The organism is Pseudarthrobacter sp. (genome assembly GCF_036675385.1).
In the GTDB taxonomy this organism is placed as follows: Bacteria; Actinomycetota; Actinomycetes; order Actinomycetales; family Micrococcaceae; genus Arthrobacter.
This window is the reverse complement of record NZ_JAKFFD010000020.1, coordinates 12,761-31,788: the sequence shown is the minus strand read 5'-3', so window position 1 is coordinate 31,788 and position 19,028 is coordinate 12,761. Positions and strand designations below refer to the sequence as shown.

14 protein-coding genes and 1 tRNA gene are annotated in these 19,028 nt (G+C 65.9%); 6 read left to right on the top strand and 9 right to left on the bottom strand.

Going from position 1 to position 19,028, the window contains the following annotated elements; translation table 11 throughout:
- A partial coding sequence (locus V6M49_RS01785; RefSeq protein ID WP_332759718.1) for a trehalase-like domain-containing protein occupies positions 1 to 2,045 on the top strand: 2,045 nt, incomplete at its 5' end.
- A gap of 61 nt (positions 2,046 to 2,106) precedes the next feature.
- Here the strand turns inward: V6M49_RS01785 and V6M49_RS01780 are convergent.
- The 3 genes from V6M49_RS01780 to V6M49_RS01770 form a co-directional block, all read right to left on the bottom strand.
- On the bottom strand, positions 2,107 to 3,033 hold the full coding sequence (locus tag V6M49_RS01780) for an AEC family transporter (RefSeq protein ID WP_332759717.1): 927 nt from the start codon (positions 3,031 to 3,033) through the stop codon (positions 2,107 to 2,109).
- A 51-nt stretch (positions 3,034 to 3,084) separates the two neighbouring features.
- Entirely contained in the window at positions 3,085 to 3,510 is a 426-nt protein-coding gene (gene panD, locus V6M49_RS01775; protein WP_332759716.1) for an aspartate 1-decarboxylase, read from the bottom strand.
- A 105-nt stretch (positions 3,511 to 3,615) separates the two neighbouring features.
- Positions 3,616 to 4,542, bottom strand: a complete 927-nt coding sequence (locus V6M49_RS01770; protein WP_141138704.1) for a LysR substrate-binding domain-containing protein — start codon at positions 4,540 to 4,542, stop codon at positions 3,616 to 3,618.
- A gap of 153 nt (positions 4,543 to 4,695) precedes the next feature.
- On the opposite strand from V6M49_RS01770, the gene V6M49_RS01765 reads away from it, so the two are divergent.
- Together V6M49_RS01765 and V6M49_RS01760 are read left to right on the top strand one after the other, a co-directional pair.
- Positions 4,696 to 6,159 carry an amino acid permease gene (locus V6M49_RS01765; RefSeq protein WP_141138703.1) on the top strand — a complete coding sequence of 488 codons (1,464 nt, stop codon included), beginning with the start codon at positions 4,696 to 4,698 and terminating at the stop codon, positions 6,157 to 6,159.
- A 392-nt stretch (positions 6,160 to 6,551) separates the two neighbouring features.
- Positions 6,552 to 10,070 (top strand): proline dehydrogenase family protein, encoded by a 3,519-nt coding sequence (locus tag V6M49_RS01760; protein WP_332759715.1) that lies wholly within the window; start codon positions 6,552 to 6,554, stop codon positions 10,068 to 10,070.
- 611 nt (positions 10,071 to 10,681) lie between these two features.
- On the opposite strand, the gene V6M49_RS01755 is transcribed toward V6M49_RS01760, so the two are convergent.
- Positions 10,682 to 11,536 carry a LysR family transcriptional regulator gene (locus V6M49_RS01755; RefSeq protein WP_056341377.1) on the bottom strand — a complete coding sequence of 285 codons (855 nt, stop codon included), beginning with the start codon at positions 11,534 to 11,536 and terminating at the stop codon, positions 10,682 to 10,684.
- A 161-nt stretch (positions 11,537 to 11,697) separates the two neighbouring features.
- Between V6M49_RS01755 and V6M49_RS01750 the strand changes: the two genes are divergently transcribed.
- A complete protein-coding gene (locus V6M49_RS01750) occupies positions 11,698 to 13,086 on the top strand; it encodes an MFS transporter (protein WP_332759713.1) in 1,389 nt (462 codons plus the stop codon).
- A 70-nt stretch (positions 13,087 to 13,156) separates the two neighbouring features.
- Here the strand turns inward: V6M49_RS01750 and V6M49_RS01745 are convergent, their stop codons facing one another.
- The 3 genes from V6M49_RS01745 to V6M49_RS01735 form a co-directional block, all read right to left on the bottom strand.
- Entirely contained in the window at positions 13,157 to 14,311 is a 1,155-nt protein-coding gene (locus tag V6M49_RS01745) for a N(5)-(carboxyethyl)ornithine synthase (RefSeq protein WP_332759712.1), read from the bottom strand.
- Positions 14,308 to 14,445, bottom strand: coding sequence for a hypothetical protein (locus V6M49_RS01740; protein WP_167349828.1), 138 nt, complete (start codon positions 14,443 to 14,445; stop codon positions 14,308 to 14,310). Before V6M49_RS01740 ends, V6M49_RS01745 begins: the two co-directional genes overlap by 4 nt.
- 148 nt (positions 14,446 to 14,593) lie before the next feature.
- Positions 14,594 to 14,667 (bottom strand) — tRNA-Gly (locus V6M49_RS01735).
- Between the two features lie 252 nt (positions 14,668 to 14,919).
- Between V6M49_RS01735 and V6M49_RS01730 the strand changes: the two genes are divergently transcribed.
- On the top strand, positions 14,920 to 15,363 hold the full coding sequence (locus V6M49_RS01730; RefSeq protein WP_141138700.1) for an SRPBCC family protein: 444 nt from the start codon (positions 14,920 to 14,922) through the stop codon (positions 15,361 to 15,363).
- Positions 15,364 to 15,366: 3 nt separating this feature from the next.
- Here the strand turns inward: V6M49_RS01730 and V6M49_RS01725 are convergent, their stop codons facing one another.
- A complete protein-coding gene (locus V6M49_RS01725; protein WP_332759711.1) occupies positions 15,367 to 17,097 on the bottom strand; it encodes a CAP domain-containing protein in 1,731 nt (576 codons plus the stop codon).
- Positions 17,098 to 17,235: 138 nt separating this feature from the next.
- On the opposite strand from V6M49_RS01725, the gene dcd reads away from it, so the two are divergent.
- Positions 17,236 to 17,811 (top strand): dCTP deaminase, encoded by a 576-nt coding sequence (gene dcd, locus V6M49_RS01720; RefSeq protein ID WP_104063269.1) that lies wholly within the window; start codon positions 17,236 to 17,238, stop codon positions 17,809 to 17,811.
- Between the two features lie 33 nt (positions 17,812 to 17,844).
- On the opposite strand, the gene V6M49_RS01715 is transcribed toward dcd, so the two are convergent.
- Positions 17,845 to 19,026: a cation:proton antiporter gene (locus tag V6M49_RS01715; protein WP_141138699.1), complete on the bottom strand. Its 1,182-nt coding sequence runs from the start codon at positions 19,024 to 19,026 to the stop codon at positions 17,845 to 17,847.
- Between the last annotated feature and the right edge of the window lie 2 nt (positions 19,027 to 19,028).

Genomic DNA, 19,028 nt, shown 5'->3' with positions numbered 1-19,028 from the left:
TCGTGGACGGTTCGGTCCTGGACCTCTCGGTAACGGAACCGGCCAAGGCGGACGCCCTGGAAAATCTCCGGTCCCGGCTGGGCGCGAGTGCTGCGCTGTACGCAGGTGACGCCCACAGCGACGAACTGGCCATCGCCACACTCCGCGGCCCGGACCTGGGGTTGCGAGTGGGCCCGGGGGAGACCCGGGCGTCCCACCGGCTGCGGAACCCGGAATCCTTCGCCCGCGTCCTGGCCCTCCTGTTCGAGCTGCGGCGGGCCTGGCTTTTCGGCGAGGACGCAGTGGGGCTCGAGCGCCACACGATGATCGGCAACGGATCATCCACCGCTTTGGTCACTCCGGATGCCAAGGTCTGCTGGATGAGCCACCCGCTCCCGGATTCGGGATCGCTGTTCGCCCACATCCTGGGCGGGGACGCCGCCGGGCACTTCTCCGTAGAGCCGCTCAAGGCCTCGCCGGTTCTGGGCCAGCGCTACGTGGACAGCACCATGATCGTGGAGACGCGCTGGGCGGACGTAACCGTCACGGACTACCTGGAGCCGGCACCGGAAGGGATCACCAGCCTGGTCCGGGTGCTCTCCGGCACCGGCGGCGCCAAGATCGTCTTCGCGCCCCGGCCGGATTACGCCAACGCGCCGTTCAGCATGGAGGCCCGCGGCGATGAACTCCATGTGGTGGGAACCTCCGATCCCATTTTCCTTTTTGCCCCGGGCGTCAGTTTCACCATCACCTCGGACGGCCTCCATGCCACCGCCACCGCTTCGGTCAACCTCCAGGACGGGCCGGTGGTCCTCAACCTGCGCTGCGGCGACACCGAGCCTGCGTTGGCGGACCCCCGCGGGGAGACGGACCGGCGGGCGGGCGTGGCGCTCCACTCCCGCCGCTGGGTGCAGGAACTGGAACTGCCCTCGGTGAAGCCATCGCTGGTCCGCCGCTCAGCGCTGGTCCTCCGCGCCCTCGTGCACGAGCCCACGGGTGCCGTGCTGGCCGCGCCCACCACGTCGCTGCCCGAAGGAATCGGCGGCACACGGAACTGGGATTACCGCTACTGCTGGCTGCGGGACGGCTCCATGACGGTGAACGCGTTGGTGGACCTGGGCTCCACGGCGGAGGCGGCCGGGTTCCTCAGCTGGCTGGGCCGGATCCTCGAACATGCACCGGGCCCTGAATGGCTGCATCCGCTGTACTCGGTGACGGGGGCGCCGCTGTCCACGGAGGCCGTCATCGACAGCCTGCCCGGGTATGCGGGGTCCCGGCCGGTCCGGATCGGCAACGCCGCGGACCACCAGGTCCAGCTGGATGTCTTCGGGCCGGTGGCTGAGCTGATCCACGGCGTCAGCTCACGGAATGGTGGCCTCGAGGACGGCCACTGGGACCTGATGGTGCAGATGGCGGCCGCCGTCCTGGCCCGGTGGCATGAGCCTGACCACGGCATCTGGGAAGCCCGACGGCCGCCGCGGCACCACGTCTACACCAAGGTGATGTGCTGGGTGACGCTGGACCGCGCACTGCGGACCGCCGACCGGCACGGCAGGACGCCGGATCCGTCGTGGGAACCCACGGCCCGGATCATCCGGGAGGAAGTCCTGCGCGAAGGCTGGGATGATTCGGCCGAGTCCTACACCGTGGCCTACGACAGCCCCGACCTGGATGCAGCCGTCCTCCACATCGGGCTCTCCGGCCTGCTGGATGTCACGGACCAGCGGTTCCTGGACACCGTCACCGCCGTGGAAAGGGAACTGCGGGTGGGCCCCACCGTGTTCCGGTACAGGTACGACGACGGCCTGCCGGGATTGGAGGGCGGCTTCCACATCTGCACCACCTGGCTGATTGAGGCTTACGTTGCGGTGGGCAGGATCGACGAGGCCTGGGACCTGTTCGACCAGCTGGTGAACCTCTTCGGCCCCACCGGCCTGCTGCCCGAAGAATACGATCCCAGCACGGAGACGCACCTGGGGAACCACCCGCAGGCGTACTCGCACCTGGGGTTCATCCGCTGCGCCCGGATCCTGGACCGGCACAAGCCAGAGGCCAAAAGGACATAGCCCGGCGCGAACGTACACTTGAGGCCCTGTCGGGAGGGCCCCAATTGCTCGTTCGCGCTGGTCAGTTCAGCAGCAGCGCGACGCCGATCATGGCGGGCACCGCCACCACCGTGGTGATCAGGACGGTGTCCTTGGCCACGGTGAGACCGGTCTGGTAGCGGCTGGCGGCGACAAAAACGTTCTGCGCGGTGGGGAGGGACGCCACCACCACGGCCGCGAACAGGGCCGGGCCGTCGAGCCCTACGGCAAAGCGGGCAAAAACGTAGGCGATGGCCGGCTGGACCACCAGTTTGAAGGCACTGGCCAGGAGGGTGTCCACCCGCCGGCCGGTGGCGGCCTGCAATGGCCGGCTGCCGTTCAGGCTCATGCCGAAGGCGATCAGCATGGCCGGAATCGCGGCGCCGCCGATGAGGTGGATCGGCTCCAGGAGCAGCGGGGGAACCTCCCAACCGGTCCCTGCCACCAGCAGGCCAAGGCCCGAGCCAACAATCATCGGGTTCCGCAGGATCATCAGAATGAATCCCCAGGGCGTGGTGCGGTGTGAGCTGGTACTGGCGTCCAGGATCATCAGGAAAATCGGCGTGAAGAACGCCAGCTGGAAGATCAGCAGTGGCGCCACGTAGCTGGCGTCGCCCAGGACATATACCGCGATGGGAATACCAAGGTTCGCGGAGTTGGCCAGGGAAGCGGCCATCGAGGACATCAGTGCTTCCGGCAACGCGCGCTTGAGGACGAACTTGACGATGCTGAAGAAGACGAGGGCGGTGCAGACGGCGGATACTGCCGTGACCAGCAACGGTTCCGCGAAGACTTCCCGCAGCTCTGCCTTGCTGAGCGTCTCGAAGAGGAGGGCAGGGCTGGCCACGAAGAACGTCAGGCCGCTGAGGACCTGGCGGGCGTTGTCGCCCAGGATCCGCCGGCGGCCCACAAACCAGCCCACCATGATGATGAACCAGACAACAAAGAAGCCCTGCAGCACGCCTACCACGAAAAGCCTCCGAGGCTGCGGCGGCGGTGTCTGCCCGGGCTCACGCTCCGGCTACAGGGCGGCGTTGTTCAGGGCGAACGGCGGGCGCATCAGGCCCGGCGTGTGGCACTCGGCGGGGTCGTTTCCGACCTGGACAATCTTGTTGTCCTTGTCCACATGGATGACCTTCGGGCTGTAGGCGTGGGCCTCTTCCGTGGTCATCTGGGCATAAGTGATGAGGATGACAATGTCGTTCTCGTGCATCAGGTGGGCTGCCGCCCCGTTGATGCCAATGACACCGGAGCCGCGCTCGCCGGCGATGGTGTAGGTCTCCAGGCGCGCACCGTTGGTCACGTCAACGATGGCCACGAGCTCGCCGGGAAGGATATCGGCAGCGTCCAGCAGGTCCAGGTCAACGGTGACCGATCCTACGTAGTGCAGGTCGGCATGCGTGACGGTGGCCCGGTGGATTTTGGACTTGAACATTGTGCGATTCATAACCCGCCCAGTCTAGCGTTGGCGCCCGGATCGCGCTGTGACGCACTGAACATGGAAGCGGAAGCTGTTTCTCGCCTACACGCACGTGACCGGGCGATCCGGCACCTAACCGGATGTGCCGCCGTCGTCCGTCCTTGCTACCGAGATGGCGGTGGCTGCCAGCGTCTCGCGGGCGGCGAGGATGGCGGGCCGCTGCGCGCTGGCGCGGCGCACCGACGTGAACACGGTCCTTCGCGGATGCCCCGGCAGATCCAGCAGCCGGGCGGTGGTGCCCCGTCCCGTCCAGACGAGGTCCGGCATCAGCCCCACGGCATTTCCGGACTCGATCAGCCTGATCTGCGCCTGCAGGTCCGCTGTTTCGAAGCGCACATCGGGCTCGAATCCTGCACTCCGGCAGGCCTGCTCCGCCCAGTGCCGGGAGGCTGCGCCGCGGGGCTCCATAACCCAGGGCAGCGCGGCAGTGTCCTCCAGCGACGTGATGGGCGGCCGGCTGGAATCCGCCGGCGGAACGGCCAGCCTGATCGCGTCAGTGGTCAGCTTGATGCGGTCCAGCTCCGGGTACCGCGGGGCGGCGTGGCCCGGATACTGTTCGGCGATGACCAGGTCAAAATCGCGTGCCCACGTCTCATGAAGGGCCGTTTCGGGTTCGCGCTGGATCATTTCGATCCGGACCTCCGGGTACTCCGCCGTCATCCGCGAGAGTGTGTCCGGCATCAGCGCCAGGGCCGCGGACTGGAACACCGCAATCCGTACCGTGCCCGTGACGGTGGTCAGCGACGCCGCCAGGTCCGCCTCCGCCTGCTCCAGGGTTTCGAGCAGCTGGGCGGTGTGCGCCACCAGGACTTCGGCCTGGGGCGTCAGCTGCACGCGCCGCCCCGTCTTCCGGAGCAGCTCCACTCCCACTTCCTTTTCCAGCAGCGCAAGCTGCTGGGAGACCGACGACGGGCTGTACTGCAGAGCCTCCGCCACCTCCGCCAGCGTGCCCCGGATCTTCAGTTCGCGGAGAAGCCGCAGGCGACGGACATCGAGCATGGCCACATTCCTTGATGAATCTAATGAATATTGGTTAGAAGTAGTCACTTTATCTAATGCAATTGCGCTTGCATACTGGTGTACCTGAGTTACCCCCGTCACAGCCCCTTCCGGGGCGCCGTGATGGGGCCGCACCCCACGCAGGAGTTCCCGATGAGCCCTAAAGATATGTCCCAGTCGATCATGCGGCGCAAGCCACTCGATGACATCGAAGAAGAGAACAAGCACAGCGGTCTGTTCAAGTCCCTGGGGCTGTGGCAGCTCACGGCCATCGGCGTCGGCGGCATCATCGGCGTCGGGATCTTCTCCCTCGCGGGCCTGGTGGCGGCGGGCAGTGAAGAAAACCCGGGTGTGGGGCCCGCGGTGCTGATCTCGTTCCTTATTGCCGGCCTGGCATCCGCCGCGGCGGCCCTGTCGTACGCGGAATTCGCCGGCATGATTCCACGGGCAGGCTCTGCCTACACCTACGGCTATGTTGCGCTGGGCGAGGTGATCGGCTGGTTTATCGGCTGGGACTTGCTACTCGAATACATCGCGATCGTGGCCGTAGTGGCCATTGGCATCTCCGGTTACCTTGAGGCGTTCCTGTCCGGAATCGGCATCCACCTTCCTGTCTGGATGACCTCGACGGCGGATGAGGGCACGGGCGGCATTGTCAACATTCCCGCCATCCTGGTCTGCCTGCTGGTGACCTGGATCCTGTCCCGCGGAACCAAGGCATTCGGCCGGTTCGAGCTTGTGGCCGTCGCCATCAAGGTTGTCCTGATCCTCTTTATCATCGGCCTGGGTGTCTTCTACATCGACACCAACAACTACAACCCGTTTATGCCCAGCGGGTTCGGCCCGGTCCTGGCAGGGTCTGCAACAGTGTTCTTCGCCGTGTTCGGCTACGACGCCATGAGCACCGCGGCCGAAGAGGCCACGGACGGCAAGAAGCACATGCCCAAGGCCATCGTCCTGTCCCTGATCATCGCCATGCTGCTCTACGTCGCGGCCACCCTCGTCCTGACCGGCATGCAGAACTACAAGGACATCGATCCCGCCGCCGGATTCGCCTCCGCCTTCACCAGCGTGGGCCTGCCCGTGATTGCCACCATCATTTCGGTGTTCGCGGTGCTGTCCATCCTGACCGTGATGCTGACCTTCCTGCTCGGCGTCACCCGCGTCTGGTTCTCCATGAGCCGCGATGGCCTCCTCCCCGGTTGGTTCGCGGGAACGGACAAGCACGGAACCCCGCAGCGCGTGACCTGGATCGCCGGCGTCTCCTCCGCCCTGCTGGCCGGCGTGTTCCCGATCAAGGCCGTCGCCGACCTCACCAATATCGGGATCCTGGCCGCGTTCGTGGTGGTCTGCCTCGCCGTGATCGTCTTCCGCTACAAGAAGCCTGATGCACCCCGTACGTTCCGCTTGCCCCTGATGCCGTTCATCCCGGCCTTCGGCGTCCTGGCCTCTGCGCTGCTCATCTGGCAGCTCCCGGCCGACACCAAGTGGCGCTTCCTCATCTGGCTGGTCATCGGCCTGGCCATCTACTTCTTCTACGGCCGCAAACACTCCCTGATGAACCCGGACAGCCCGCGCCACGAGGAAGCCGTGGAGATGCACCGCCCCATCGGCTGACACCGGCCTTCCGGGCGTCCACTCGCCCACCACCGGACGCTCTCTCACTTCCTGCACGTTTTCACCAAACGCTCTCTCACCTTTCGGGGCGCGAACGACGAACCCTCTCTCACATTCTGTGGGGGAGGGTTCGTCCGTTACTGGTCGTTTTTGATCGAGTGCGAGAGGGTTGCCCAAGAACCCGCATTAAGTGCGAGAGGGTTGCCCAAGAACCCGCTTTAAGTGAGAGAGCGTTGCCAAAACTCGGGGATTTCCTGACCGTTCGGACGGGATTTTGAATCGTTGAGTTTTCTAACCTGTATTGCTCAGAAAACATCGCTTTATCTTACGTGACCGGAAGATCATACTGATGGAAAGAGCGACCTCACCAACGGAAAGAACGAGTGTTAGATATGACCAACATTTCAACGGAGCCCGGCGTCTTCACCGGGAAGACGGCCACCGAACCGGCCGTTGCCGCCACGTCCCACGTGCCCGAAGCCCAGGCCTTGGCCGGGGAAGCAATCGGGCTGGTGCGCCGCTGGCTGACCGAGGCTTCGAAAGTTCCCGTGGATGCCTCTGCTGAGCAGCTAGCTGGCGTTTTGAAGGACCCGAACGGGCTGGACTTCACGGTGGGTTTCGTGGACGGCGTGGTCCGCCCCGAAGACCTCCGCGTCGCTGCCCGCAACCTCGCCGCCCTGGCGCCCAAGGTCCCGGCGTTCCTGCCCTGGTACATGCGCAGCGCCGTCCGCCTCGGCGGCACCATGGCACCGGTCCTGCCGCAGGTGGTCATCCCGATCGCCCGCCGGGTGCTCCGCGAGATGGTGGGCCACCTGATCGTCGACGCCACCGACGCCAAGCTGGGCCCGGCCATCGCCAGGATCCGCAAGGACGGCATCAAGCTCAACGTGAACCTCCTCGGCGAGGCCGTCCTGGGCGAGCACGAGGCATCCCGCCGGCTCGCGGGAACCCACACACTCCTGGCCCGCCCGGACGTGGACTACGTCTCCATCAAGGTTTCCTCCACCGTGGCCCCGCACTCGCCGTGGGCGTTCGATGAGGCCGTGGAGCACGTCGTCGAGAAGCTTACGCCGCTGTTCGAACGCGCCGCCTCCTTCGCCCATGGCGGCCAGGCGGCGAAGTTCATCAATCTGGACATGGAGGAATACAAGGACCTGGACATGACCATCGCGGTCTTCACCAGGATCCTGGACAAGCCGGAGTTCAAGAATCTTGAGGCCGGCATTGTGCTGCAGGCCTACCTCCCGGACGCCCTTTCCGCGATGATCCGCCTGCAGGACTGGGCTGCCGAACGCCGCGCCAACGGCGGCGCCGCGATCAAGGTCCGCGTGGTCAAGGGCGCCAACCTGCCCATGGAACACGTGGAGTCCTCGCTGCACGACTGGCCGCTGGCCACCTGGCACACCAAGCAGGACTCGGACACCAACTACAAGCGCGTCATCAACTACTCGCTGCACCCGGACCGGATCAACAACGTCCGGATCGGCGTGGCCGGCCACAACCTCTTCGACATCGCCTTCGCCTGGCTGCTCGCCAAACAGCGCGGTGTGGAGTCCGGCATCGAATTCGAGATGCTGCTGGGCATGGCGCAAGGCCAGGCTGAAGCGGTCAAGAAGGACGTCGGCTCGCTGCTGCTCTACACCCCGGTGGTGCACCCGGCCGAGTTCGACGTCGCCATCGCCTACCTGATCCGCCGCCTCGAAGAGGGCGCCAGCCAGGACAACTTCATGTCCGCGGTGTTTGAGCTCAGTGAAAACGACGTGCTGTTCGAGCGCGAGAAGCAGCGCTTCCTCGCCTCCCTGGACAGGCTCGACGACGAGGTCCCCCCGGCCAACCGGCAGCAGAACCGCAGCCTCCCGCCGCAGCCCCTGCCGCACGATTCGTTCAAGGACACCCCGGACACCGACCCCTCGCTGCCCGCCAACCGGGACTGGGGCCGCGCCATCCTGGACCGCGTCCCGTCCTCCACGCTGGGCAACGCCGCCGTCGACGCCGCCACCATCAGTGACGCGGACACCCTCAACACCGTCATCGCCACCGCCGTCGAGAAGGGCAAGGCCTGGGGCGCCCTGTCCGGCGACGAGCGCGCCGAGATCCTGCACCGCGCCGGCGACGTCCTCGAGGCCCGCCGCGCCGACCTCCTGGAGGTCATGGCCAGCGAAACCGGCAAAACCATCGACCAGGGAGACCCCGAGGTCAGCGAAGCCGTGGACTTCGCCCACTACTACGCCGAGTCTGCCCGGAAGCTGGAAAAGATCGACGGCGCCACGTTCGTCCCGGCCAAACTCACCGTGGTGACCCCGCCGTGGAACTTCCCGGTCGCCATCCCGGCAGGGTCCACCCTCGCGGCACTCGCCGCCGGCTCCGCCGTCGTGATCAAACCCGCGAAGCAGGCCCGCCGCAGCGGTGCCGTGATGATCGAAGCACTCTGGGAAGCCGGCGTCCCGCGCGACGTGCTGACCATGGTCCAGCTCGGCGAGCGTGAACTCGGCCAGCAACTGATCTCCCACCCGTCGGTGGACCGCGTGATCCTGACCGGCGGCTACGAGACCGCGGAACTCTTCCGCTCCTTCCGCAAGGACCTGCCGCTGCTGGCCGAAACCAGCGGCAAGAATGCCATCATCGTTACCCCCAGCGCCGACTTCGACCTGGCGGCCAAGGACGTGGCGTACTCGGCGTTCGGCCATGCCGGCCAGAAGTGCTCGGCAGCGTCCCTGGTGATCCTGGTGGGCTCCGTTGCCAAGTCCAGGCGCTTCCACAACCAGCTCGTCGACGCCGTCACCTCGCTGAAGGTGGGCTACCCGGAGGACCCCACCAGCCAGATGGGCCCCATCATCGAGCCCGCCAACGGCAAGCTCCTGAACGCCCTCACCACCCTGGGCGAAGGCGAAACCTGGGCGGTGGAACCGAAGAAGCTCGACGAAACCGGCCGCCTGTGGAGCCCCGGCGTGCGCTACGGCGTCCGCCGCGGATCATACTTCCACCTCACCGAATTCTTCGGACCGGTCCTCGGCGTCATGACCGCTGACACGCTCGAAGAAGCCATCGCCATCCAGAACCAGGTCGAGTACGGCCTCACCGCCGGCCTGCACGCCCTGGACCCGGACGAGCTCGGCACCTGGCTGGAGACCATCCAGGCCGGCAACCTCTACGTGAACCGCGGCATCACCGGCGCCATCGTGCAGCGCCAGCCCTTCGGCGGCTGGAAGAAATCCGCCGTCGGCGCCGGAACCAAAGCCGGCGGACCCAACTACCTCACCGGCCTCGGCCACTGGGTCAGCGCGGACGCCTCAGCCACGCGAGCCGTCACCCACGCGGGTGTCGGCCGCATCCAGAACGCCGTCGCAGGCGAACTGCAGCCGGCTGAGATTGAGTCGCTGCAGCGCTCCCTCGGGTCCGATGCCCTGGCCTGGGCCGATGAGTTCGGTACCGCCAAGGACGTTTCCGGCCTGAGCGCGGAACGGAACATCTTCCGCTACCGTGCGCTGCCGGTCACCGTGCGGCTCTCCGAAGGTGCCCCGCTGGCCCACCTCGTGCGGACCGTGGCGGCCGGTGTCCTGGCCGGTTCGGCACTGACGGTGTCCACCGCCGTCGAACTTCCCGCACAGCTGCGCGCCGTGCTCACCGGACTGGACATCACGGTCGCTGTGGAGTCCGACGCCGGCTGGCTGGCTTCGGCGGCACGCCTCGCCGCGGCCGGCAAACTGTCCGGCGCGCGAATCCGCCTGATCGGCGGCGACGCCACCGCCCTCGCGGATGCCACGGACGGGCGTCCTGACCTGGCGATCTACGCCCACGCGGTCACCGAAGCCGGACGGGTAGAGCTTCTGCCGTTCCTGCACGAGCAGGCCATCAGCATCACGGCCCACCGCTTCGGCACCCCGAACCACCTCTCCGATGAGCTGATCTAGGGCGGGCCGGAACCCAACAAAACGAAAGGCCCGGCGGCCGCCATCGTGGCGGGTTCCGGGCCTTCGCTATTGAATAGTTGAGTGGTGATCCGGTGGCTGCGCTCGGCGAGCCTGGAGCGAGCCGGGAGACCGTGCGTAAATTAGCCCAGATACCAGCCTGGGGGAGTCCACGATGCAGGAACATTGTGGGCTGAGAAATCTTCGCAACGGGTGCAGGTGTAGGCGACTTCGCCCAGTGTCCTGACCGCCCCGTCACGCCGGTAAACCGGTGGAATGTAGGACTCGAGATAGATGAATTCATCCGTGCCACATTTGTCGCACGTGGGCTTGCCGATGTACTCGGCAGCCCGCGAAATGCCGGCGTTGTGGCTGGAATGATGCGTGACCAGCGGCCGTACGGTGCTATGTCGCTGGGTATATACAGTGTGTAAATGGGTGTTCTCGGCTGTCGTCATTGGCTGCCTATCCCGAGTGCGGCCGCATCATGGGCTGCATGGCGCACTCGTAGTGTTGAACCGGCCACTGCTTGACCCATGGATATTCCAGCATAGGCGAGGCGGGCTTTTACTTCAATGGTTCGTTTCCAGCCCTGATTCCTGCGGCAAATTCGGTCAAACCGACTTCTTGAGCGTCCGCCCGACGATGGTCTGGGTCAGCGCATCGATCACTTCGGCGTTGGCCAGCGGGTTCCGGATCAGGGTGAAATCCACATCGCCCACTGGAGGCAGGTCGAACCGGCGGGTGATGATCTTGAGGTCTTCGGGAACCAGCGACGTCGGCATCACAGCCACGCCGATGCCTGCCCGGAGTGCCGCCAGGACACCACTGATCTGCCGGGTAGTGCACGTGATCCGCCAGGTCCGGCCGCTTGATTCCAGTGCATCGATGGCCAGCTTCCGGCTGAGGCTGGGGGAGGGGTATGAGATCAGCGGTACGGGATGCCCCGGCTCCAGTGACGTCTGTTCCAGCCCCACCCAGGAAAACGTGTCGTGCTGGACCACGGTGCCGTCCTTGACGCCAGCCACCCACTTCACAAACACCAGGTCCAGCTGGCCGGCATTGAGTTTCTTATACAGCTGGTCGCTCTGGCCAACGGTGAGCTCAAGGTTGATCTGTGGATAGACCTGGCGGAACTCCCGAAGGATCCGGGGGAGGCCGGTGATGGCCAGGTCGTCTGCCGTGCCGAACCGCAGCCGGCCCCGCATGGCCGAGCCGGAGAAGTAACGGGTGGCGGCATCGTGGGCCGAAAGGATGGTGCGGGCGAAGCCGGCCATCGCGTCACCGTTGTCCGTGAGCCGGACGTCGCGGGTGTCCCTGCTGATGAGGATGCGCTTCGCCGCCGTCTCCAGCTTGCGGACATGCTGGCTGACGGTGGGTTGTGCCAGGCCCAGGCGCTCCGCGGCCTTGGTGAAGCTGAGCGTCTCGGCTACGGCCAGGAAGGAACGGAGCTGGGTGGGTTCGTACACAGTGGACTCCTTTGGCTGCGGGCTGACTGTCCACCCACGTCAGAGTGGGCGTTATTACGCTTTGCAATGGTAGTTATAGGCGAGATAGGGCTACATAATCACCTGGAACCAGCCTAGCGTGGGAAGCATCCCAGTCCGCCCGCTTCCCTGAGGACATCCCTGTGGCACCCCCACCGCCAACGTCGGCAACCGTCAGCCAGCCCGTCATCGACTCCGCCTCCGCGTCCGCTACCGCCGCCTCCGCCCAGACCCAACCCATCGCCGTCGTCAGTGAACACCTCCCCTGGCGGCAAACGTTTATCTCCCTGAAAGTCCCCAATTTCCGCATCTTCGCGATCGGGCACTTTGTCGCCGTCGTCGCGCTCTGGATGCAGCGGATCGCCCAGGACTGGCTGGTGCTGGAACTGTCCGGTTCCGTCACCGCCGTGGGCATCACCGTGGCGCTGCAGTTCATGCCGTCGCTGCTGTTGGGGCCGTGGGGCGGCATGATGGCGGACCGGTTCGCCAAGCGCCGGATCCTCATCCTGTGCCAGAGCCTGGCAGCGGTCCTCGCCGCAGCGCTCGCGGCACTTGCCCTGACCGGCGCCATCGAAGTGTGGCACGTGTACGTCATCGCGCTGCTGCTGGGCCTGGTCACCGTGCTGGACCAGCCCGCGCGCCAGGTGTTCGTCAACGAACTGGTGGGCCCCAAATACCTCCGGAACGCCATCAGCGTCAACTCCACGACGTTCCAGCTGGGCGGGCTGATCGGTCCGGCACTGGCGGGACTGCTGCTCACCGCTGTCGGCGCCGGCTGGGCCTTCGCCGCGAATGCGCTGGCCTGCTGCTCCACCGTGGCCATGCTGCTGCTCCTGCGCAAGGACCAACTGTTCGTCAGTGCCCCCGCGCCCAAGAAGAAGGGCATGCTGCGGGAAGGACTGCAGTACGCGCTCAGCAAGCCCACCATCTACTGGCCGTGGCTGATGGCCGGCTTCATCTCCGTCTTCGCCATGAGCCTGCCCGTGCTGCTCGCCGCGTTCGCGGACCACGTGTTCGACGTCGGCGCCGGCGGCTATGGCCTGCTGAACGCCCTGGTGGCACTGGGGGCGTTGGCCGGTGCTGTCGCGTCCACACGGCGCCGCCACCTGCGGCTCCGCTCCGTGGTGTTCTGCGCGGGAATGTATGGCCTGATGCTGTGCCTGGCCGCCCTGGCGCCGTCCATGCTCTGGTTCAGCGTGGTGATGGTCCTGTCCGGATTCTGGTGCCTGATGTTCCTGACCGGCTCCAACCAGCTGGTCCAGATCAGCTCCAACATGGGCATCCGCGGCCGGGTCATGAGCCTGTACATCATGGTGCTGATCGGCGGCCAGGCCATCGGCGGGCCCATGCTCGGGTGGATCGCCGAGCACGTGGACCCGCACGTGGCACTCATGGTGTCCGGCGGGGTGCCGGCGCTCGCCGCGGTGACTGTCGCCGTCGTCCTGGCCCGAAAAGGCGCGCTGGCGCTCAGGGTGGACCTCAAGGACCGCCGCCACCCGCTGCGGATCGTCAGACGGGTGGCCGCGGCGTAGGTGGCCATGGCGTAAAGGGCTGCAGACTGTGGGCCGCGGCGTCTACGCCCCGGCCCACAGTCTGCAGAGCCTAAGCCGGCAGGTGCGGGTACTCGGCCTCGCGCCGCTGGAACTCCAGCACGTCCTTGTTGAGGACCACGCCTTCGCGGATTTCGATGGCGCGGGAAATGGTTTCGTTCCCATCCCACTCCGCGGGGCCGCCGATGACGGTCTCAAGGAACGGCAGCAGGGCCTGGCTGATCTCCCAGCTGGAGGAATTCCAGAGGTAGGACGGGCTGTGGTCCACCGCGTAATAGTTGATGTGGTCGCCGATGGTAAACATCGGTTCTGCGAACGTGGTGGACCGCGCCCAGCTGAAGCCCATTCCCTCGTCGCACGAAACATCCACGATCAGGCTGCCCGGGCTGAACGCCGCGAGGTCCTCACTCCGCAAATACGTCAGCGGATTGTTCGGATCCTGCAGCGTGCAGTTGACCACGATGTCGCTCTCGGCCAGGAACGGCGCCAGCGGAACCCGGCCCCGCTCGGTGATGACCTGGCTCAGGAAGGGTGCCTTGTCGTCGTGATCAAACTGGACGATGTTGACCGAGTGGATCGGGGCACCAACTGCCGCAACTCCGCGGTTGGTCAGCACCTGAACGTCGTGGATGCCATGCGCGTTCAGCGCGGTCACTGCGCCGCGGGCGGTCGCGCCGAAGCCGATCACCACGGCACTGAGTCGGCGGCCGTAGTCACCCGTGGAGCCGGTGAGCGAGAGCGCATGAAGCACCGAGCAGTAGCCGGCCAGCTCGTTGTTTTTGTGGAACACGTGAAGCCCGAATCCGCCGTCGCTCGCCCAGTGGTTCATTGCTTCGAAGGCGATGAGCGTGAGCTTCTTGTCGATGGCCAGCTGGGTGATGGCGCGGTCCTGGACGCAGTGCGGCCAGCCCCAGAGGATCTGGCCGTCGCGCAGTTCCGCGAGGTCCTCCGGCTGCGGCTTGGGCAGGAGTACGACGTCGGCCTCCGCCAGCAGCGCTTCCTTGGTGGCCATTTTGCCCACGAGGGTTGAGAGCTGGTCATCCGAGACGCCGAAGCGCTCACCATAGCCCTGCTCCAGGATGATGCGCTGGCGCAGTTCCGGAGCGATCCGCTCGAAATGCAGGGGGTGGATGGGGAGGCGGCGTTCGTCCGGTTTCCGGGTGGATGCCAGGACGCCGAGGGTCAGGTGGCTCTGTTGGCCACTCACTTCTTTTTTGCGGCCTTGGACGTGATGTCCAGGGAGGTGGCCGGCGCTCCGGCGGCCCGCTTGTCGGCGCGCTTTTCCTTGATGGACTTGCCGGCTTTTTTGGATGCTGCTTGACGCGGGGACTTGTCAGCCATGATTGCTCCTGTAGCGGAACCGAAGAGGTTCCTGACTTCTGACGATACACGGCCGGGCCTAACAGCCCCCGGGTGATGGCCGTATGGAGTGGGAGTCGCCGTGCCGGCGGGCCAGCTGCTGTGGTGCGAAAAAGGTGGTGAGAAAGATTGGAGCGGCTGACGGGAATCGGACCCGCGTATCAAGCTTGGGAAGCTAGCGCTCTACCATTGAGCTACAGCCGCATCGCCCCGTTTTGAGCGGGGCAGAACTTAGCTTAGCGCAGATGCGATCACGCGCCAGCAACAGTGACCACACACTGGACCCGTGTCCGCCGGGATGGCCGCTACCGGCCGCGTCATCCAGTAACTCTTCAATAACGGCGCTGTCGGTGGCTAGGTCCGGGGCGGGCCGAGTGGCTACTCTGAACCCGTTAGCTGCGGTGTCATGGGGGTGGGGCGGGCTACCACCTGACCGGCCGCTAACTAAGGACTCCCATGGTATTTGCAGAGCACGAGGTGCTTATCCGGTGCGACGCAATGACCGTGTACGCGTTCCTGGTGGACGGAATGAACCTTCCCCTATGGCGCAAGGGCATCCGCAGCATCGACTTGATGTCCGGTGCCGCCGGAACCAAGGGCGCTGTGTACCGGCAGACAACCACGGGCCGGTCAGGACGGACAATCCCCGCCGACTTTGAAATAACGCAGGCCAGGCCGGGCGCCGAGATCCAGTTCCGTGTGATCTCCGGACCCTCGCAGCCCACCGGCGGGTACTACCTCAGCACCGAACCGGCCGGCACCCGGGTCAGGTTCGCCCTCGAATACCAGCCCAAAGGCCTCCTGGGCCTGATGAACACCGGCATCCAGCGCACCATCAGGGCCGAAGTGTCCCAGCTCGCACGGCTCAAGGATGTCCTGGAAATACGGACGGCCGCCTGAGGGCTACTGCGCCAGCCGCTGGCCCGCCCAGCTTCCGGTGATGTTCGACGGCGACGCCAGGGTTCCGGTGCTCAGGTTCCAGTACTGCACCACGTCATTGGCCCGGCGCAGTGCCACCCCCGTGGAGTTCAGGGCTGTCACGTCGCGCAGCGGACGGATCCCGGTGACATCGGTCCAGCCAGTGGCGACGGTGAGCCGGGCTTCGGCGCGTGGCGCCGGAGTGCCAGCTCCGCGGTAAAGCTGCACACCGCCGTCGGACCTAATGGCCAGGAGATCCTGGAAACCGTCGGCGTCATAATCCACCATGCTCAGCTTCCTGGCCGTCACGCCGGTCGCCATGACGGTGCGCGAGGACATGTCGGCCAGGCCCACGTTCGGGTAGAGATACAGGTTGCCGCCGGTATCCAGGGCGACCAGCTGGGGGAGCCGGTTGTTGGCGCACCAGCCGCCGACGGCCAGCGTGAGGGTTTCCCAGCCGCCACTGCCCAGGGTGACCGACGCCTGGAACCCGCCGGTGGCGATGCCCCGGTGCAGGGTCAGGTTGCCGTTGGTCCACTGGGTCAGGAGGTCATAGACGCCGTCGCGGTCCCAGTCGGGGGTGAACACTTCCTTGGCCGTCCCGAAACCGGAGCCGATGACCTTGGCAGCACCAAAGGTCCTGTTCCCTGTGGAGGGGCGGTTGATGAGCTGGCCCGAGGCGTTGATGGTCACCAGATCAGCGGCACTGTTGATCGCCGCGCTGCTCAAATCCAGGGTGGGCGGCATGTGTTTGACGGCCGGGTCGCACAAGGTCGGCGGCGGAGGGGGGAAGGCGCCCCCGCCGGCGGAACTGCCCCCGGGCGACGTGACGGTGCCGGCAGGGAGAGTGGTGTAGCCGAAGAAGTTCACCACACCCCAGATGGTGTACAGATTGTTCGTGTACGAGATCCCGGCGCCCATGACGTTGAAGCGCGGGTCCAGCAGCATGGCGTTGTGGCCGGCGGAGCTTTTCCACCACTCGACTAGCTGGGCCGCGTTGCGGTCCGTGCGGATGGCAATGACCTCACCGCCGCTGCTCGGGTTCAGGGCGCGGGGGTCGGTCCAGAAGCTGGCACGGTGCTCAATGACGTCCCGGGACGCGATGCTGTCGGACCATTCCTGCGCCATGCCGGCCACCGTGGGGTGGTACTTGACCGGGGCCAGGCCCTTGGACACCCGGTAGTTGTTGATTTCGTTGAAAACCGTGAGGATGGCGGCCGTGTTGCTGTCCGGCACGAGGGCCTCGGTGCCAAGGGATTCGGTAGTAAGTGATTCCGTTGCGGGGGCTGGAGCGGTGGGAGCCGACAGGGTGGGAGCCGCGGTTTTGTTGTGGGCCAGTTCGGATTCGGGGGCCCAGAGGGGCGGCAGGGAGGGCGGCTCGGGCGCGACTGGTTCGGGCGTGGTGGTCCCGGGGGCAGCCACCGTGGCCGTCGTCGGCGCCGCTGCGGTCCCTGACGTGCCTTCTCCGGCGGGTGACGCGGGTGTGATCACCGGTTCCACGGCCGGGGCGAGCGGGGAACCGGTGCCGGTCACAACGTCGGGTGCGCCGCCGTCGTCCGCTGTTCCCGACGGTCCCAACGTGACCGTGCGCGGCCCCAAAGCACCAGCCTGGACTGGCGCATTCGCCGGCGGGCCGGAATACATGCCGGCGGCCGGGGACACGAGGGCGAGCGCGCACAACATGGCCACAACGGCGGGCGCCGCAGATTTATTCAAAACCAACCCCAGATCAGTTTAGTTGTACCAACCGGGAGACCATCCGGCGGCTGACATGCTGAGGCCACATTAGCCCCACTAGGCGACAGCAACAACGAAAAAGTGTGCGCTGTGGACAACGCATAGTAATTTGGGACGGTGCTGATCTCTGACCGCGACATTCGTGCCGAACTAGACACCCAACGGATCGTCCTCGAACCGTACGATCCCGCGATGGTCCAGCCATCCTCGGTGGACGTGCGGATCGACCGGTTCTTCCGACTTTTCGACAACCATAAGTACGCGCACATCGACCCCGCCGAAGAGCAGCCCGAGCTGACGCGGCTTGTGGAGGTGGAGAGCGGTGAGCCGTTCATCCTGCACCCCGGCGAGTTTGTCCTGGGTTCCACCTACGAGGCCGTCACGTTGCCGGACGACATTGCTGCGCGGTTGGAGGGCAAGTCGTCCCTGGGCCGGCTGGGCCTGCTGACGCACTCCACGGCCGGGTTCATTGATCCGGGGTTTTCCGGCCACGTCACGCTGGAGCTGTCCAACATGGCCACCCTGCCCATCAAGCTGTGGCCCGGCATGAAGATCGGCCAGCTGTGCTTTTTCCGGCTGACCTCTGCGGCCGAGTTCCCATACGGCTCCGGCGAATACGGCAACCGCTACCAGGGCCAGCGTGGGCCGACAGCCAGCCGCAGCCACCTGAACTTCCACCGCACCGAGGTCTGAGCCGCACCTCTCGGCGCGGGGAGCGTGCTTGGCCTACGCCTTCGCGGCCAACCGGACAGGCCCGCCGAACGCCTTGAGCACCGGTTCCACATAGCGCGCGGCCAGCGGCCCGAGGACGGCCATGATCAGCACGTAGGCGGTTGCCAGGGCGGCGAGATCGTCCGGGACCACGCCAGACGCCACGGCCAGGCCGGCGATCACAATGGAGAACTCGCCGCGGGCAATCAGGGCGGCGCCTGCACGGAAGCGGCCCCGGCGTGCAATTCCGGCGCGTTTGGCAGCCCAGATGCCCGTGAGCATCTTGGTGGTGGCAGTGATGGCCGCCAGGATCAGAGCCCAGCCGAGTACCGGCGGGATGGTCGACGGGTCTGTGTTGAGCCCGAAGGCCACAAAGAAGATGGCCGCAAAGAGATCCCGCAGCGGTTCCAGGATCCGGGTGGCGCTGTGGGCGGTAGCCCCCGAGATCGCTATACCCAACATAAACGCGCCCACTGCGGCCGAAACCTGCAGGGCTGACGCGACGCCGGCCACCAGCAGTGCGGCGCCGAGCAGGTTGAGCAGGAATACTTCGGAGTTTTCGCTGTGCACCGCTTTTGATACACGGTGGCCGTGCCGCAGCGCCACCATTAATACGACGGTGACCACGGCCAGCGAGATTGCTACCGTGGTGAGCCCGCCCAGGAAGCTCACGCCCGCGAGGGTGGCGGTGAGGATGGGCAGGTACACAGCCATGGCCAGGTCCTCGAACACGAGGATGGACAGCACCACGGGGGTCTCGCGGTTACCGATCCGGCCCAGGTCCGTGATGACTTTGGCGGCGATCCCTGAGGACGATATGTACGTGACACCGCCCATAACCATGGCGCCCACCGTTCCCCAGCCGAGCAGGAGCGCCAGCGCCGCGCCGGGCAGGAAATTCAGCACCAGGTCAAGAACACCGGCCTGCCAGGACCTGCGCAGACCGGTGAAAAGCTCGGCAGCCGTATATTCCAAACCGAGCATAAGCAGCAGCAGGATCACGCCGATTTCGCCCGAGAGATGTGCGAATTCGTGCATACCTTCGAGTTTGACCACACCGCCTGCGCCGAAGGCGAGTCCGCCAACGAGGTAGAGCGGGATGGGTGACATTCCGATCCGTCCGGCCAGCCTGGCCAGGAGGCCAAGGCAGAACACAACGGCCCCCAGTTCAATGAGGGTCAGGGCCAGCGGGTCCATGA

Coding starts and splice junctions, on each gene's coding strand:
- panD (WP_332759716.1), bottom strand. CDS start 3,510: ATGAATCGCACAATGTTCAAGTCCAAAATCCACCGGGCCACCGTCACG.
- V6M49_RS01760 (WP_332759715.1), top strand. CDS start 6,552: ATGACCAACATTTCAACGGAGCCCGGCGTCTTCACCGGGAAGACGGCC.
- V6M49_RS01730 (WP_141138700.1), top strand. CDS start 14,920: ATGGTATTTGCAGAGCACGAGGTGCTTATCCGGTGCGACGCAATGACC.
- V6M49_RS01770 (WP_141138704.1), bottom strand. CDS start 4,542: ATGCTCGATGTCCGTCGCCTGCGGCTTCTCCGCGAACTGAAGATCCGG.
- V6M49_RS01765 (WP_141138703.1), top strand. CDS start 4,696: ATGAGCCCTAAAGATATGTCCCAGTCGATCATGCGGCGCAAGCCACTC.
- V6M49_RS01740 (WP_167349828.1), bottom strand. CDS start 14,445: ATGGCTGACAAGTCCCCGCGTCAAGCAGCATCCAAAAAAGCCGGCAAG.
- V6M49_RS01715 (WP_141138699.1), bottom strand. CDS start 19,026: ATGGACCCGCTGGCCCTGACCCTCATTGAACTGGGGGCCGTTGTGTTC.